General features: G+C 60.9%; 11 protein-coding genes, 1 tRNA gene and 1 pseudogene. 1 reads left to right on the top strand and 12 read right to left on the bottom strand.

Translation table 11 applies throughout. The annotated features are described in order from the left end of the window. Positions 1-28: 28 nt before the first annotated feature. The gene (locus tag PD885_RS04770) at positions 29-1,384 is read right to left on the bottom strand and encodes a helix-turn-helix transcriptional regulator (protein WP_172402147.1); all 1,356 of its coding nucleotides are present in this window, start codon (positions 1,382-1,384) and stop codon (positions 29-31) included. Between the two features lie 1,090 nt (positions 1,385-2,474). Between PD885_RS04770 and PD885_RS04765 the strand changes: the two genes are divergently transcribed. Beyond that, a complete protein-coding gene (locus PD885_RS04765; protein ID WP_002807926.1) occupies positions 2,475-3,260 on the top strand; it encodes a response regulator transcription factor in 786 nt (261 codons plus the stop codon). Between the two features lie 381 nt (positions 3,261-3,641). On the opposite strand, the pseudogene PD885_RS04760 reads toward PD885_RS04765, so the two are convergent. The 11 genes and pseudogenes from PD885_RS04760 to ileS all read right to left on the bottom strand — a co-directional run bounded on the left by PD885_RS04760 (position 3,642) and on the right by ileS (position 17,099). After that, positions 3,642-3,973, bottom strand: a pseudogene (locus tag PD885_RS04760) (DUF805 domain-containing protein). 358 nt (positions 3,974-4,331) lie between these two features. Beyond that, on the bottom strand, positions 4,332-5,729 hold the full coding sequence (radA, locus tag PD885_RS04755; RefSeq protein ID WP_040762647.1) for a DNA repair protein RadA: 1,398 nt from the start codon (positions 5,727-5,729) through the stop codon (positions 4,332-4,334). A 322-nt stretch (positions 5,730-6,051) separates the two neighbouring features. Further along, entirely contained in the window at positions 6,052-7,932 is a 1,881-nt protein-coding gene (locus PD885_RS04750) for a M61 family metallopeptidase (protein WP_159087660.1), read from the bottom strand. A 168-nt stretch (positions 7,933-8,100) separates the two neighbouring features. Next, the gene (cyoD, locus tag PD885_RS04745; protein ID WP_002807907.1) at positions 8,101-8,436 is read right to left on the bottom strand and encodes a cytochrome o ubiquinol oxidase subunit IV; all 336 of its coding nucleotides are present in this window, start codon (positions 8,434-8,436) and stop codon (positions 8,101-8,103) included. Then, a complete protein-coding gene (gene cyoC / locus PD885_RS04740) occupies positions 8,436-9,068 on the bottom strand; it encodes a cytochrome o ubiquinol oxidase subunit III (protein WP_172402110.1) in 633 nt (210 codons plus the stop codon). The genes cyoD and cyoC overlap by 1 nt, the downstream gene beginning before the upstream one ends. Further along, complete coding sequence (cyoB, locus tag PD885_RS04735; protein WP_002807903.1) at positions 9,065-11,065, bottom strand: cytochrome o ubiquinol oxidase subunit I; 2,001 nt, start codon at positions 11,063-11,065, stop codon at positions 9,065-9,067. Before cyoB ends, cyoC begins: the two co-directional genes overlap by 4 nt. Further along, entirely contained in the window at positions 11,065-12,003 is a 939-nt protein-coding gene (gene cyoA / locus PD885_RS04730; protein WP_002807901.1) for a ubiquinol oxidase subunit II, read from the bottom strand. The genes cyoB and cyoA overlap by 1 nt, the downstream gene beginning before the upstream one ends. Before the next feature lie 348 nt (positions 12,004-12,351). After that, a tRNA-Thr gene (locus tag PD885_RS04725) sits at positions 12,352-12,427 on the bottom strand. Positions 12,428-12,579: 152 nt separating this feature from the next. Then, positions 12,580-13,530 (bottom strand): 4-hydroxy-3-methylbut-2-enyl diphosphate reductase, encoded by a 951-nt coding sequence (gene ispH, locus PD885_RS04720; RefSeq protein WP_002807899.1) that lies wholly within the window; start codon positions 13,528-13,530, stop codon positions 12,580-12,582. Between the two features lie 79 nt (positions 13,531-13,609). After that, on the bottom strand, positions 13,610-14,122 hold the full coding sequence (gene lspA, locus PD885_RS04715; RefSeq protein WP_002807897.1) for a signal peptidase II: 513 nt from the start codon (positions 14,120-14,122) through the stop codon (positions 13,610-13,612). Positions 14,123-14,267: 145 nt separating this feature from the next. Next, on the bottom strand, positions 14,268-17,099 hold the full coding sequence (ileS, locus tag PD885_RS04710) for an isoleucine--tRNA ligase (protein ID WP_002807895.1): 2,832 nt from the start codon (positions 17,097-17,099) through the stop codon (positions 14,268-14,270). Positions 17,100-17,104: the final 5 nt, after the last annotated feature.

Genomic DNA, 17,104 nt, shown 5'->3' with positions numbered 1-17,104 from the left:
GTCACCGCGGGGCCGTGGCGCGAGACGGCTAGCGCTGCAGGGTTTCCATCGGCGCCTCATTAAAGTGTTGGCGGTAACCCTTGGCCAGCGCCGAGCGGCTCCCCACGCCCCAACGGCTGGCCGCCTGCAACACGCTGCCGCAGCCGCCTTCGGCCAGCAGCTCGTCGCGGATGCTCTGCATCCGGTAACGGCGCAGCACCTGGGTCGGCGACAGCCCGGTAGCGGACTTGAACGCCTGCTGCAACGCGCGCCCAGTGACCCCGATCTGCGCGGCCACTTCATTGATCGAAAGATCCGAGCGGTGCGCGTTGGTGATCATGTAGCTGTAAGCACGCCGGTACTTGGCCGGCAACCGTGCGGAAATGTCGTCGCTGACATGCGCAGGAGTGCCGCTTTCCAGCAGGCGCGGCGCCTGCACCTCGCTGCGCAGACACTGCACGGCGCCCAGCGCATAACGGTTGTAGAGCAACAGCGCCTGTTCGGTACGCCCCATCGCCTGGCTGATCTTGGCCTGGCAATACTCGAATTCCAGATTCCAGCGCGGCGCATGATGCCGGCCGGCACCGGCCAGGGCGCGCTCGGCCAGATCGGCACGTCCCACCGCCAACGCGGCGAGCGCCAGTTCCACCTGCGCGTCCTGTCGGGCGCACGGCGGGCAGCCGGTCGCCGCGGCTGGCAGCGCATCGATCTGCGCATCGAACCCGAAGGTATCGCCACCGGCAATCCGCAGCAGATTGCGCACGTGCCGCATGCGCTGTGCAACCACCGGCATGCTCTCGGCCAGATCGGCGATACAGGCGCGCAGCTCGTTGGGCTCGAACGCATGCGCTGCATCTTCCTGGCGCAGCGTGGCCTGCCAGAACACGTGGTCGCTCATGCGGTCAGCGCGGCGGATGCGCAGCTGCGCAATCATGTCCAGGCGCAGTGCCGTAGCGATCCGCAGCCAGTCGGCGGCACCGCTCTCCAATTCGGCCAGAACTTCGTTGGCACGCTCCAAGGTCTGCAACGCGAGCGTGCTCTGGCCCAGGTGGAAGTGAGTCAGCGCCTTGCCCAACAGGCTTTCGCCGCAGAGGGTGGGCGGCGTCTCGCGATCCATTGCCAACTGCGCAAAGCAGTTCAACGCGGCGCTCAGCCGCCGCTGGCTCAGCATCAACCAGGCGGTATTACGGCACGACAGCAACCGCAATTGCCGCTGATGTCCGCGCATCGCCTTCAAGGCATGCCTGTATGCATCTTCAGCCTCTTCTTGATACTCCAGGATCAGCAGCGCATCGCCGCTTGCGCCGAACAGGCTGACCCCGTCGTCAGCGCCATCCGAGGCGCCCTGCCCGTCTCGGCGCTGTTGGAGATGCTGCAGTCCTTGAGGCCAAGCACCAACCAGCATCCTGCTCGTATAGATAGGGAGATGTTCTGCGTACGACAACGCAGAGATGGCTGCGAAGTAGGTGGAAAGGATCATGCCAGGTCTCTCTCTTTTGAGGGGCGGAGCAAAAGACAACAAACGCCGTTCTGGCTGGCGCGAATGATTGTATGCAGCCGATCCAATGGAATTTCTCACTTTAAGACACTGAGAAAATCAAAAAATCTCACTCTGCCCTCAAACGTGCGCATCGTACGTTGCGCGCATCGAGGGATGTTTTTGTATACCGTCGGCATTGTCATGCGCAGGACACACCACGCCATTCGATTGGGTATTGATCTAAGCGATTCCCGCAAAAGCACTGGTGCAATCGGGCAACGTCTGCGAACGCGCAGCTTCCCCGCACATTGACCGTTGTCGACCTGTGTCATGGGACTGACTGCCTGCACGTCATGAGGGCTACCCCCGTTTCTTCAGCCCTGTAGTCGCAGGCATAGCGCGCCGTTCATTCTGATCGACATATTCCAAGCGCGATCCATACAGACATGAATCGCAATAGCTTGGTCTAGACCTCTCCGCCCATTGGCTCCGTGCGCGTAACGATGTAGCACAAGGGACGCTTTGAACAACTCTTCCATGCGCTTTCGACCAACAACTTAGGCAATCGCTGATATGCCTAAGTGCTTGATTTTCAGCATGGAAGATCGTTGCGTTTGAGCAACATTCCAAGTTCACTCGCCACGTCCGCCACGTCCGCCACGTCATGAGTTGTTCAGAGCTTCCCTGGGTCATCAGGGCCGTGTGTGCCCGTGGCAGTCCCTATGCTGCTGTCACAGACGCATCATGCATGCTTGAACTGTAAGAGCTCTGTTACGCCTAGATGAGCGCAGGTTAAAGCCAACCTGCGCAAATCCGAAGAAACGTGCGCAACAATGCAACTTTCTGGCTTTGCAATGGTACATACCATTCGTCTGATAATGGTCGCCCCCCCCCGGCAGCCGAAAGGTCTGGCAATGCACTTATCTCTACATATAGGTTTTGTATTGGCACCGATCGCCCGTCATAGGCATCCGACCTACCACTGGTATGTGTGCCGTCATGGGAAGGCCGGCTGATGTACGGCAATCCGCCCAACCAGCACGGATCGGCTTTCCTGTTGACGCAGGACGCGCGTCTGGCATCGCAGGTCAACGCCAGCCTTGCACCGCTTCCGCCGAGTTTTTCGGTGTTCTCCGATGAACTTGAGCTCCTGCGCTCGCTGCGGCATTCGGCTTGCGAGCTGCTGATCTTCGATGCGACCTGTGTTGCTTCCGACGACAGCTCTGTGCTGGCTTGGCAGCACTGCCATAGTGGTCATCCCACGCCGCTGATCGTGCTGGGGCGTTTCGATTGCGCCAACGACATTCTGGCCTGGTATCGCGCAGGCGCGCAGGACGTGCTCGCGCTGCCATTCAATTCGCACGAACTGCATGTGCGCGCAGCCTTGGCGATCTCGCCGGTGGCGCAGGCTTGCCCGGAAACACAGCATCTCAGCCTTGGTCCGTACCAATTGATACGCGACGAAAATACCGTGTATATGCACGGCAAGCCGATCGTCCTGACTGCGCGTGAGTTCTCGATTGCATGGCTGCTGTTTTCCAGCCCCGGCGTGTGCTTTCGCCGCTGCCAACTGGCCAAGGCAGTATGGGGTAGTCACACCGAGTTCACCGACCGCACCATGGAGCAGCACATCTACAAGCTGCGCAAGAAATTGCAGCTATGCAATCACAGCGGAGCGGTGCGCATCAGAACTGTGTATTCGCACGGCTACAAGCTGGAACTGTCCGCGCACGACAAGGATGCAGTGACGATGAGCAAGGCAGTCAGTCCCAGCCCGGCGCATCGCGCGGCGGCTTGCTGAGCGAGCGTTGATCTGGCGCCAGGGAACTTTTGAACAACTCACGGCGTAGCGAGTGAACTTGGAATGTTTCTCAAACGCGGCGATTGTCCATAGTGAAAATCAAGCAATTATGCATATCGGCGATCGCCTTGGTTGTTTATCGAAGGCTCATGGAGGAGTTGTTCAAAGCTTCCCTAAATGCATTGCACATCGCCAAGTGCTTTCGCTGCATGCCATTTCGTTGCTGCGGCGCCGCTAAAGTCCGCACTTTGCCGTCATTGAAATGATGCGCTAACAGATTAAACCGCACGTCATGGCCCGCGCCCCGCGATCACTACCGCAACGTGGTAACGGTACGACGCAAAGACAACGGCACATGGAAATCCCTAAGCCGTCGTTCAATCACGTGTATTGCAGATTACTGCTCGGATTCTCGCCGTATTCGTTCGGGCCGGGCGTGTCCTCGATGCACATGAAGACCAGCAAGACGATAAAACCGACATAAGGCACCAGGCTGATCATGCCAATAGCAAGTTCGTCAAAACGGCGAACACCCCCACCCCAGTCCACCGGACCGGGACCATTTTCGCCGCCCAACACTGCTGCAGCGATGGCAAACAAGCCACCGAGCACCGCCAGGACCAAGAACTGCATCAGCGCAAACATCCAATATTCCTCGCGACGCGAGCGAGGAAGTCGGCACAGCGCTTGATCGGCAGCAGCATGCATTCCATCGTGACTCTTCTCGTAATGAGCAGTGAGCGGTATCTGTGATCTGGCGGCACTGCGCAACGGGCCGCACATGTTGCCATAGCCGCACTCTGGTGAAAATGGTTTCTTTGCGGCCCAATGCATATCGCCAAACGCTGTGCGACGGACGGTCGGCAGCGGCCAGCCGCTGCAGATACGAGCGCCCCATACGCTGCGATGCGCCGTAGCGCTTGGACGATCACTGCAGGCGAGCGCCGGCTTGAGAATCCGGATTGATCGCCTGTGCATGCAGCTGTCGGACACAGGCAGGCTGCGACGCCCTGCCGGACATGCGGTGCACGCCGCCGAGCGCACCGCATGTCCGGCAGACGTATCGGCTCGTCAGTCGGCCGACGCTTCCAGCGCCTGACTCAGCCGCTCCACTGCGATGATCTCCATTCCCTTGATGCTGGCCGTCTTGGGCGCATTGGCTCTGGGCACGATCCCGCGCTTGAAACCATGCGTCGCGGCTTCCTTCAGGCGGTCCTCGCCGTTGGGTACCGGACGAATTTCGCCGGACAGCCCCACTTCGCCAAACGCAATGGTCTTCTCGGACAACGGGCAGTCGCGCAGCGAAGACAGCACCGCCAGCAACACCGGCAGATCGGCTGCGGTTTCCTGCACGCGGATGCCGCCCACCACGTTGACGAACACGTCTTGATCGCCCACCACAATACCGCCGTGGCGATGCAGCACCGCCAGCAACATCGCAAGCCGGTTCTGCTCCAACCCCACCGCAACCCGACGCGGATTGGACAACGGCGAGGCATCGACCAAGGCCTGCACCTCCACCATCAACGGCCGGGTGCCTTCGCGGGTGACCATCACGCAACTTCCGGGCTGCTGTGTGCTGCCGCCGGACAGGAAGATCGCCGACGGGTTGGACACCTCCTTGAGACCCTTCTCGCCCATCGCGAATACGCCCAACTCGTTGACCGCACCGAAGCGGTTCTTGAAAGCGCGCAACAACCGAAACCGGCTCCCACTCTCACCTTCGAAATACAACACCGCATCGACCATGTGCTCGAGCACGCGCGGGCCGGCGATACCACCTTCCTTGGTGACATGGCCGACCAGAAACACGGCAGTGCCGGTCTCCTTGGCATAGCGCACAAGCCGCGCCGCGCTCTCGCGCACCTGGCTAACCGAACCGGGAGCTGCGGTCAGCGACTCGGTCCACAGCGTCTGCACCGAGTCGGCCACGATCAACTTCGGCCGCGCCACGCTGGCGTGCTGCAGGATGTTTTCGATTCCGGTTTCGGCCAGTGCATTCAAACCTTCCAATGGCAGATCCAGGCGCACCGCACGCCCGGCGACCTGCGCCAGCGATTCCTCGCCGGTGACATACAACACCGGCAACGTGCTGGCCATGCTTGCCAACGCCTGCAGCAACAACGTCGACTTGCCGATGCCGGGGTCGCCACCAATCAGCACCACTACACCTTCGACCAGCCCACCGCCCAGCACCCGATCGAACTCGCCGATGCCGGTGGACACACGCGCCTGCTCGGACTGCTGCACATCTTTGAGCGCGGTGATTTTGGGTGCCTCGGCCTTACCCGCCCAGCCGCTACGCCGCGATGCCGCTGGCGAGGCCTTGCTGCCAGGCGTCGCGCTTTTGAGCACGATTTCGCTTAGCGTGTTCCATACACCGCATTCGGTGCACTGGCCCTGCCATTTGTTGTACTCGGCGCCGCATTCGCCGCAGACATAGGCTGTTTTGGTTTTGGCCTTCGCCATCGTCATCTAGCCAATCGATTTTGGAACAACAGGATAGCCGCCGTTGGTCTCAGGATGTGCGACGCTGGCGGGATCGGGAATTCGTCTAGGCTGACAGCGCTGCTGGATGACTTGCAACTGTGCACTTCAACCACGGCGCTCTACGTGGGACACATCGACGACGTCGAAACACGTGGCTAGCGCAATGCCTTTCGTTAGATGAGTCGACATCGGTATCGACGACAACCAACTCATCGGAAGCTGCATGATCGATCACTACCGACCATGCAGCTGCAGAGCCCACACACTCCCCGCTCACCTCACAAGAGCGGGGAATCATCCATCAACGCGCCTTGTACAATTCGCTCAAGCGATCCGGCTTGCCGGCAATACGCTCTAGATGCGGATACGACAGCCCGCCGTGGTAATCGATGCGCACGGTGTCGTAGCGATCCAGACGTTTGACCAGCAATTCGATCGGCGTGGTGGTGTCCTTGGCGGCTTTGATTGCGTCCTTGATGACTTCGGCACTGAAGGCGCGGCCGTTGACTGCGACGATCGTATTGCCGTTGATCAGGCCTGCATTGAACGCCGGGCTGTCCCACAGCACTTCGTTGATTTCACCGGAGCCTTCCAGCGACAAACCCAACGACAGCCTCAGGATGACGTCACTCTCGTTGCTTTCGTAGGTCTTGATCGCCAGGTTCGGCTCGTCGTTGTAGACCAGCTTCCAGCCGTTGGCTTCGATGCCACCGTTCAAGGAGCCGTGCCCGTCCATTCGGCTGCGCAGCAGGCTCGCCCAGTCGTAGGAGGCCACGTCGTTGAGCGTGGCGACGATGTCGTCGAAGGTGTACGGATTGACACCCCAATCGCCGTTCTTCATGCCGAAAAACGCCTTGCCGAAGTCGTCGATGGAGCGCTTGTTGTTGGTCAGCTGACGCAGCTTGCTATCCACTTCCAGCCACATCATCTGGCCGCCGGAGTAATAATCCTCGCTCATCTGGTAGCTGCGGTACGCCTTCGGGCGGCGCATCGACATAGCCGGGTCGTTGGTGGTGTCCTGCACAGTGCGCCAGGCCATCCCGGGGCGGCCGCGCTCTTGGGTCGCAGCGACGACTGCCAAAATCTCGCGTGCCTGGTCCTGCGTCCACAGGCCCGACCGCGCAGCCATCACTTCGCCCCAGAACTGGGTCTGGCCTTCATACAACCACAATAGGCTGTCGCCCATCGGCACGTTGAAATTCGGCGTATACAGGTCGGCGCCACGGCGGTATTTACCGTTCCAGGAATGGTTGAACTCATGTGCAAGCAGGTCGCGCCCGGTCCAGCTCTTGTCCCACTCGGTGAAGTAATTCGGCGGGCCACTGTTTTCGCTGGAACGGTGGTGCTCCAGGCCGATGCCACCCAACTTCTTGGTCAGCGCGAGCAGAAATTCGTAATGGTCGAAATGGCGTGCGCCGTAAAGCTTGTCCATCTGCTGCACCAGGGACGCATGCGCCTTGATCTGTTCGGGCTTGGACTCCAGCGACTTGGCGTCGTCGGCGAACACGTTGAGGTACACCGGCTGCTTGGCGTTGCTCAGCTCCACGCGCTTGTAGTACTTGCCGGCGAACATCGGCGAGTCGACCAGGTCGTCGAAATCGATCGGCTTGAAGGTCACCGTGTCGCCGACGCGGTGGTCGGTTTCCAATGCGGTGGCATAGCTCCAGCCGGCCGGCAGCGTGACGCTGGCCTGCGCCTTAATGTTGCGTGCCAAGTAACCGGCCGGATAGAGCGCAGCGGTGTTCCACTGCAGGTTGAGCATTTCCGGCGTCATCATCACCCGGCCCTGGTTGGGGGCCTGCGGCGAGAGAAACTTGAACTCGGCCACCAGCTCGGTGGCACCCTGCGACACGTCAATCTTGAAGGCGTACACGTCGAACTGATCGCGTGTCCACGGCACCACCTTGCCATCGACCTTGATCACAAGACCGGCAAGCTTGTCGATCGGCCCGGTCGGCGAGTGATCGCCGGGAATCCACTGTGGATACAGCAGTGTCATCGGACCCGGCTTGGCCGGCATGGTGGTCTTGACCTTGAAGATGCGGTGCGCCAGATCGGTGGCATCGACATCGATCTTCAAGGTGCCTTCAAATGGCACATCTTGTGGCGGTGCGGTTTGCGCGGCTGCGGGCAACGACAGCGCCGCCAGCAAAGACACGGACAACAAGGTGGGCATTTTCATCGCAACTCCGCAGTGACCTGGAACAGGCAAGCCCACGATGCTAAGCGCCCGCCAGCGCTTCCCCGTATGCCATTGGTCATGTCGCAGGCGATTCATCCGCAAAAAAAGCCGCCATTCACTTGGCGGCCTTCTTTGATCCAGCATGCTTCGATTTGGCGTGGCGCCGTCTCAATGCATCATGTTGACGTTCATGTTGTGCAGCACCCACAGCGAGCCAACGATCACGATGCCGATGATCAGCAGCGAGAACAGGCCCACCTGCACGTTGGAACGCTGCTCGGGCGAGCGATCCATATGCAGGAAATACACCATATGCACCAGCATCTGTACGGCGGCCATCAGCGAGATCACGATAACGGTGACGCTCTTGGAGAACGCTCCGCTCATCACCATCGCAAATGGGATGGCAGTGAGGATCACGGCCATCACAAAGCCGGTCAGATAGGACTTCAAGCCGCCTGCATAGGCGTCGGCAGCGGTTTCGGTGTGGTGGTGATTGGCCATTACAGCGCTCCCAACAGATAGACGACGGTGAACACACCGATCCAGATGATGTCCAAGAAGTGCCAGAAAAGGCTCAGGCAGGCCAGACGCGTGCTGTTGCGCGAAGTCAGGCCGTTCTTGGAGATCTGGATCACCAGCACCGCCATCCAAAGCAGGCCGGAAGTCACGTGCAATCCGTGCGTGCCCACCAAGGTGAAGAAGGCCGACAGGAATGCACTACGCCCCGGGCCGGCACCTTCGTGGATCAGGTGATTGAACTCATAGACTTCCATGCACACAAAGCCGATACCCAGCAGCGCGGTGACGCCTAACCAGGCATATAGCCCGGTCATATTGCGCTTGTGCGCCGAGATCATCGCAACGCCGAAGCTCAAACTGCTGAACAACAGCAGGAAGGTTTCCACCAGCACGAACTTCAGATCGAACAGCTCCTTGGCCGTCGGTCCATCCACCGTGGCGCCTGAGAGCACTGCGTAGGTGGCGAACAGACCGGCAAACAGCAAGCAGTCGCTCATCAGATAGACCCAGAACCCGAAGACGGTGTTGCCACCGGCGTCGTGATGTTCGTGATCGTGATCGTGGCCGCCCGGGTGGGCGGCGTGGTCAAGCGTGGTCGAGGAAGCCATGGTCATACCACCTTCGCGGCCTGCGCCGCCTGTTGCTGTTCGAGCAGGGCGAAACGTGCGTTTTCGATGCGCTCCACTTCGTCGGCCGGCACCCAGTAATCGATGTCGTCATCGAACGTCCGTGCGATGAAGCTGCCGATCATGCCCACCAGGCCGATGATGGCCAGCCACCAGATGTGCCAGATCATACCGAAGCCCAGCAGCACGCTGAAAGCACCGATATAGACACCTGCACCGGTATTACGCGGCATATGGATCGGCTCGTACCTGGACGGTCGCACCCAACCCTTGCCGTTCTGCTTATCGGCCCAGAACTGATCGCGGTCGTCGATGTGCGGCAACACGGCGAAGTTGTAGAACGGCGGCGGCGAAGAAGTTGCCCACTCCAGCGTGCGGCCATCCCACGGATCGCCGGTGTAATCCATGTGCTCCCTACGCTTCCAGACGCTGTAAGCGATCTGCACCAGATTGAGGAAGATGCCTGTACCGATGATCGCTGCACCCACCGCAGCCACGATTAGCCAAGGTGCCCACTCTGGATGGTTGTAGGTATTCATGCGGCGGGTCATGCCCATGAAACCGAGCACGTACAGCGGCATGAAGGCCACGAAGAAACCGATGATCCAGCACCAGAACGAAGCCTTGCCCAGCTTCTCGTTAAGCCTGAAGCCGAACGCCTTCGGGAACCAGTAGGTCAGACCTGCCAGGTAACCGAACACCACGCCACCGATGATCACGTTATGGAAATGCGCGATCAGGAACAGGCTGTTGTGCAGCACGAAGTCCACGGCCGGAATCGCCAACATCACGCCGGTCATGCCGCCGATGCTGAAGGTGATGATGAAGCCGATCGTCCACAACACTGGCGCTGTCATGTGCACGCGACCGCGGAACATGGTGAACAGCCAGTTGAAGATCTTCACCCCGGTCGGGATCGAGATGATCATCGTCGTGATGCCGAAGAAGGCATTGACGTTGGCACCCGAGCCCATGGTGAAGAAGTGGTGCAACCACACCACGAACGACAGAACGCCGATGCAAGAGGTGGCGTACACCATCGAGGTATAGCCAAACAGACGCTTGCGGCTATAGGTCGCGATCAGCTCTGAGAAGATGCCGAACGCCGGCAGGATCAGGATATACACTTCCGGGTGACCCCAGATCCAGATCAGGTTGACGTACATCATGGCGTTGCCGCCACCGTCGTTAGTGAAGAAGTGCGTACCCAGATAACGGTCGGCACCCAGCAGCGCCAGCGCCACGGTCAGGATCGGGAATGCCGCGATGATCAGGATGTTGGTGATCAACGCGGTCCAGGTGAAGATCGGCATCCGCATCAGGGTCATGCCAGGTGCGCGCATCCGCATGATCGTGACGAAGAAGTTGATGCCGGTCAGCAATGTGCCTAACCCTGAGACCTGCAACGCCCAGATGTAGTAGTCCACACCGACACCTGGACTGTATTCCAGCCCCGACAATGGCGGATAGGCCAACCAACCGGTCTGCGCGAATTCACCGACGCCCAGCGAGAGGTTGATCAACGCCGCACCGGCCACGAACAGCCAGAAGCTCAGTGAATTCAAGAACGGGAACGCCACATCGCGTGCACCGATCTGCAGCGGCACGATGACGTTCAATAGACCCGTCATGAATGGCATGGCCATGAAGAAGATCATGATCACGCCATGCGCGGTGAAGATCTGATCGTAGTGATGCGGCGGAAAGATGCCTTCGTTGCCGCCGTGGGCGATCGCCTGCTGGGTGCGCATCATCGCCGCATCGGCGAAGCCGCGCAGCAGCATGACTAGCGCCACGATGATGTACATAACACCGATGCGCTTGTGATCCACCGAGGTCAACCACTCCTTCCACAGATAGCCCCAGAGCTTGTACTTGGTGACGGCGCCGGCGATGATCAGGCCGAGCAGGCTCGCGCCGCCGAGAGCAGCCATAATGATCGGCTCATGGTACGGAACCGCCTCGAGCGTAAGTTTGCCTAGCATCACTTTTCTCCAGAAGTGCACATGGCAACCGGCTCTACAGCCGATGCCTGATGATCGCCGTGGCCTTCCGGATGGTGACCCGGGCCATTCATGTATTTGCCTATCAGCGACCGGAACATGCCGTCCTGCACCGACGCGTAGTAGGTAACCGGATACTGTTCTTTATCGTTGCGATTGGCGGCTAGCACTTGGTACTCGGTGGCGTCCAATGTCTTCGGCGATGCCTTGACCTGAGCGATCCATGCATCGAAGCCAGCCTGATCGGTGGCATGCGCCTTGAAGCTCATCTTCGAAAAACCGTGACCGCTGTAGTTGGTCGACAGGCCGAAGTATTCGCCCGGCTCATTGGCGATCAGATGCAGCTTGGTTTCCATGCCCGCCATCGCGTAGATCATGGTGCCCAGCTGCGGGATGAAGAACGTGTTCATCACTGTATCGGAGGTGATCTTGAAGTTCAGCGGCGTGTGCACCGGGAACGCGATCTCGTTGACGGTCGCAATGCCCTGGTCTGGATAGATGAACATCCACTTCCAGTCCAGCGACACTGCTTCGATGTTGATCGGCTTGACGTCCGAATCCAGCGGCCGGTACGGGTCCAGCGCGTGCGAGGAGCGCCAGGTCAGCACCGCCAGCACCAAGATGATCACGCAAGGGATCGACCACACCACCACTTCAATGGCGGTGGAGTGCGACCAGTCCGGCTCGTAGCGCGCCTTCGTGTTCGATGCGCGATATTTCCACGCGAACGTAATCGCCATCACGATCACCGGGATGACCACGATCAGCATCAACACCACTGAGGTGATCAGCAGCTGTTTCTCGTCGTGGCCGACCTGGCCTTTCGGATTGAGAATGGCCGAGTTGCAGCCTGCCAACAGCAGGAACGGCAACATCAGACCTAGACGAAGTAAACGCCTGAGATGTTTCAGCGGAATCATCGGTCGATCCAAATGCGAAGGAACGCCAGCCTCGTACGTCGTCTCCCCTTCGGGATGCGTCCGACGCATGCACGTCCTAGTTGAGGTGGCCTGCGCAGACCGAAGACACGGGTTAGCACGCCAATTTTAGTCTTTGCTGCACCTGCACGAAACCCATTTGCAATGCTCCATCGCAATAAATACGCGTAGATTTGTGCGACATGTTGTCGCAGCGCAGCGCCAGGGAAGAATTGAGCAGTTGCGGCCGCCGATCGGGCCGTGCGCACATGCGATGACTGTATGAAACGCACATATGCAGCGCTCCAAAACGAAACTGGGCCGACCAAAGGCCAACCCAGTCACGCAGCATGGTGCCGGAAATAGGAATCGAACCTACGACCTACGCATTACGAATGCGCCGCTCTACCAACTGAGCTATTCCGGCCAGCCGTGAATTGTAGGAGCGCAGCCGCCCCCTGGTCAATCGCCAGTGGTAGCGGGCTGACCATCGCGGTGCCGGGTGTTGTTGGATCGCACACGCGCAATGCGCCAGCGCGACGGTGCCGATCGACACTCCTGCCCCATCGTCAGCCGCTTTCAGCTGACCAGACGCAGCCGCAGTTCCCGGGGAAGCGCAAATACCATCGATTCGGGCTCGCCTTCCAGTTCGGACACGCCTTCGGCACCCAGTTCGCGCAGCCGCGCCAGCACACCATCTACCAACACCTGCGGCGCGGAGGCGCCAGCGGTCAGACCGATGTGCTGCTTGCCGATAATCCAGGCTGGGTCGATCTCGCTGGCGTTGTCGATCAAGTAGGACTCTACCCCGTCGCGCCGGGCCAGCTCGCTGAGACGGTTGGAATTGGAGCTATTGGGCGAGCCGACCACCAACACCAGATCGCATTGGCGCGCCAGATCGCGCACCGCGTCCTGACGGTTCTGGGTGGCGTAGCAGATATCGTCGTGGCGTGGACCCTGCATCGCCGGGTAGCGCGTGCGCAAGGCCTCGATGATGCCCATGGTGTCGTCCACCGATAGCGTGGTCTGGGTGGTGTAAGCGAGCTTGTCAGGCTGGCGGATCTGCAATGTGGCCACCTGCTCGATGTCCTCGACCAGATAGATCGTGCCCTGGCCGCGCTCGCGGCTCCACTGCCCCATCGTGCCTTCCACTTCCGGATGCCCCGCGTGGCCGATCAGCACCACGTCGCGGCCGGCCCGGCAATGCCGCGCGACCTCGAAATGCACCTTGGTCACCAATGGACAGGTGGCATCGAACACCCTGAGCCCCCGCCGCTCGGCTTCCTGGCGCACCGCCTGCGAAACGCCATGCGCGCTGAAAATCACCGTCGCCTTGTCGGGCACCTCGTCCAGTTCCTCGACGAAGATCGCGCCGCGCTGCTTGAGATCGTCGACCACAAAGCGGTTGTGCACGACTTCGTGGCGCACATAGATCGGCGCGCCCAGCGTCTCGATCGCGCGCTTGACGATCTCGATCGCACGGTCGACACCGGCACAAAAACCACGGGGATTAGCGAGCAGGACATCCATGGCGGGCATTCTACGGGAATGAGGAAAGAGGAGCCCGACTAGGCGGCGCTCGCCCGCTAGACCACTTCAGCGTCGATTCCTAATTCCTAATCCCCGATTCCCGCTTCCCGGACGTGTCGAACAAACCGAACACTGCAATGCCGATAGCGCCGCCCACGATCGCCGAGTCGGCGATATTGAACGACGGCCAGGTGTGGCTGCCGATGTACCACTGGATGAAATCGACCACGTGGCCGTGCATCAGCCGGTCGATCACGTTGCCGATCGCCCCGCCGATCACCAGCGCGTACGGCACCGCGCTGCGCCATTCACCGCGCGCCGTGCGCGACAGCCAGAACGCCAGCAAGCCGCTGATGCCCACCGCCAGAGCGGTGAAGAACCAAAGCTGCCAACCGCCGGCATCGCTCAGAAAGCTGAAGGCTGCGCCGGTGTTGTAGGTGCGGTACCAGTTCCAGAACCCGCCGATGACCGGCACCGGGGTGTACTCGGGCAGGCTGGACAGCACCCAGGCCTTGCTCCACTGGTCCAGCCCGACCACGAGCGCCGACAACAGCAGCCAGATCAGGGCGGAGGGTTTGGGTCTTGCGGTCATGAAATCACCTTACTGTTCCTTGTCCCGAGCACGGGAAAGGCTGCCCGAAGGGCGGATGGGTAAGCACAGCCGGAGGCACCATCGCAGGCTCTCATCCGGCACCTCGCGCCATCTTCTCCCGCTCGCGTGAGAAGAAATTACAGGATCAGAACCAGCGACGCTCCTCGCCAGGGCCTTCGATGTTGCTGACGCAGCGGCTGCACAGTTCCCGATGACGCAGATCGCTACCCACGCTGGCCTGGTGGTGCCAGCAGCGTACGCACTTGGCCTTGGCGGTCGGCTGCGCGCTGACGAAGATGTCGTCGGTGCTGGCTGCGATCACGCTAACGTCGCCACTGATGAACAAAAAACGCAGCTCTTCGGCCAATGGCTGCCAGCGTGCAGCGGTCTGCGCATCGACGGCCACTGTGATCTCCGCTTCCAGTGCCGCGCCGATCGCGCCGTTGGCACGCATCGGCTCCAACACCTTGGCCACCTGCTCGCGCAAGGCCAGCAGCTTGTCGAAGTCGGCACTGGTCAGCGCGGCATCGGCTGGCAACGGCGCAAGGCCGTCGTACCAGGTGGCGAACAGCACGTTGTCGGCATGCTTGCCCGGCAGGTAGCCCCACAGTTCTTCGGCCGTGAAGCTCAGCACCGGCGCGATCCAGCGCACGAACGCTTCGGCCACGTGGTACATCGCGCTCTGCGCCGAGCGGCGGCCGCGTGCATCCTCGGCCATCGTGTACAGACGGTCCTTGGTCACGTCCAGATACAGCGAACCCAGATCCACGCTGCAGAAGTTCAGCAGGGCCTGCACGATTTCGGCCAAGTCGTAGCGCGCATACGCGGCGACGATCTTCTCCTGCAGTTCGTGCGCGCGATGCACGATCCAGCGGTCAAGCGGCACCATGCCATCGAGCGCCACCAGATGCTGCAGCGGATCGAACCCATGCAGATTGCCAAGCAGAAAGCGCGCAGTATTACGCAGACGGCGATACGCATCGGCATTGCGCTTGAGGATTTCCTGCGACAGCGACATCTCGTTGCTGTAATCGGCCGAGGCGATCCACAGGCGCAGGATGTCCGCGCCCAGGGTTTTCATGATGTCCTGCGGCTCGATACCGTTGCCCAGCGACTTGGACATTTTGCGGCCGTGCTCGTCCACAGTGAAACCGTGGGTGAGGCACTGCTTGTAAGGCGCTGCCTTGTCCATCGCCACGCCGGTCAGCAGTGAAGATTGGAACCAGCCGCGATGCTGATCGGAGCCTTCCAGATACAGATCGGCCGGCTTGGGAAGGCCGCGATCGACCAGCACCGCTTCATGCGTCACACCCGAGTCGAACCACACATCCAGGATGTCGGTGATCTTGTCGTAATCGGCCGCTTCGTCGCCCAGCAGTTCGGCAGCGTCTAGCGTGTACCACACGTCCACACCGCCCAGCTCCACCCGGTCGGCAACCTGGCGCAGCAGCTCGGTGCTGCGCGGATGCGGCTCGCCGGTTTCGCGATGCACGAACAAGGCGATCGGCACGCCCCAGGTGCGTTGCCGCGAGACGGTCCAATCCGGGCGCCCCTCTACCATGCCGGCGATGCGTGCCTGGCCCCAGGAAGGATACCAATGCACGCCTTCGATGGCCTTAAGCGCATCGGCGCGCAGATTGGCCTGCTCCATCGAGATGAACCACTGCGGCGTGGCGCGGAACGCGATCGGCGTCTTGTGGCGCCAGCAATGCGGGTAGCTGTGCTCCATCCTGCTGGCCGCCAACACCACCCCGGTGTCGCGCAACGCCTCGATGATGATGTCGTTAGCCTTCCAGATATGCAGCCCGGCTAGCACGGTGTCGCCCAGCGGCGGCGTCGACGGTCGGTACACGCCGCGTCCGTCCACCGGGTTGATCTGCGCAGCGCCGTAGCGTTCCAGCAGGCCGTACTGCCTGGAGACCTGGTAGTCCTCCTGTCCGTGGCCCGGAGCGGTATGCACTGCGCCGGTGCCGTCTTCGGCCGACACGTGATCTCCAAGCAACAACGGGATCTCGCGCTCGGCATAGAACGGGTGATTCAGCAGCATCTGCTCCAGCGCCGCGCCCTTGGCATGGCCGTGCACCACCACCGTCTCTATACCGTAGCGCCCGAGCGCCTTGCCGGCCAAGGCCTCGGCGATCACCAGCCAGCGCGGCTGGCCGCGGTCGGCCGGGCCTTCGACCAGCACGTAATCCAGTTCGGCACCCACGCTCACCGCCAGCGAGGCCGGCAGCGTCCACGGCGTGGTGGTCCAGATCGGCACCGCTACGCTCACGCCAGCAGGCAGGCTCGCGCCGAACGCGGCCGCGACCGCGGCCGGAGCACGCGCCGGATAGGCGATATCCACCGTCGGCGACACCTTGTCGGCGTATTCGATCTCGGCCTCAGCCAGTGCCGAACCGCAATCGAAGCACCAGTGCACCGGTTTGACGCCGCGGGTCAGGTGGCCGTTGTCGACGACCTTGGCCAGCGCGCGAATCTCATTGGCTTCGAAGCGGAAATCGAGCGTCTTGTACGGGTTGTCCCAATCGCCGATCACGCCCAGGCGCTTGAAATCGCGCCCCTGCAGATCGATCTGTTCGGTTGCGTATTGGCGGCACTTCTGGCGAAATTCCGCCGCATCCAGCTTTACCCCGACCTTGCCGTACTTCTTTTCGATCGCGATTTCGATCGGCAGGCCATGGCAATCCCAGCCCGGAATGTAGGGCGCATCGAAGCCAGCCAAATACTTCGACTTGACGATGATGTCCTTCAGGATCTTGTTGACCGCATGGCCCAGATGAATCTGGCCGTTGGCATACGGCGGGCCGTCGTGCAGCACGAACAGCGGGCGCCCTGCGGCATTGGCGCGCAGTTGCGCGTACAACCCCTCACGCTCCCAGCGCTCCAGCATCGCCGGCTCGCGCTTGGGCAGGTCGCCGCGCATCGGGAATTCCGTCGCGGGCAGATGGAGAGTGGCTTTGTAGTCTTGGGTCACAGGTC

The sequence above is a fragment of the Xanthomonas fragariae genome (assembly GCF_900183975.1).
Classification (GTDB): Bacteria; Pseudomonadota; Gammaproteobacteria; order Xanthomonadales; family Xanthomonadaceae; genus Xanthomonas; species Xanthomonas fragariae.
This window is presented reverse-complemented; position numbering and strand designations above follow the sequence as displayed.

Coding starts and splice junctions, on each gene's coding strand:
- PD885_RS04770 (WP_172402147.1), bottom strand. CDS start 1,384: ATGCTGGTTGGTGCTTGGCCTCAAGGACTGCAGCATCTCCAACAGCGC.
- PD885_RS04765 (WP_002807926.1), top strand. CDS start 2,475: ATGTACGGCAATCCGCCCAACCAGCACGGATCGGCTTTCCTGTTGACG.
- radA (WP_040762647.1), bottom strand. CDS start 5,729: ATGGCGAAGGCCAAAACCAAAACAGCCTATGTCTGCGGCGAATGCGGC.
- PD885_RS04750 (WP_159087660.1), bottom strand. CDS start 7,932: ATGAAAATGCCCACCTTGTTGTCCGTGTCTTTGCTGGCGGCGCTGTCG.
- cyoD (WP_002807907.1), bottom strand. CDS start 8,436: ATGGCCAATCACCACCACACCGAAACCGCTGCCGACGCCTATGCAGGC.
- cyoC (WP_172402110.1), bottom strand. CDS start 9,068: ATGACCATGGCTTCCTCGACCACGCTTGACCACGCCGCCCACCCGGGC.
- cyoB (WP_002807903.1), bottom strand. CDS start 11,065: ATGCTAGGCAAACTTACGCTCGAGGCGGTTCCGTACCATGAGCCGATC.
- cyoA (WP_002807901.1), bottom strand. CDS start 12,003: ATGATTCCGCTGAAACATCTCAGGCGTTTACTTCGTCTAGGTCTGATG.
- ispH (WP_002807899.1), bottom strand. CDS start 13,530: ATGGATGTCCTGCTCGCTAATCCCCGTGGTTTTTGTGCCGGTGTCGAC.
- lspA (WP_002807897.1), bottom strand. CDS start 14,122: ATGACCGCAAGACCCAAACCCTCCGCCCTGATCTGGCTGCTGTTGTCG.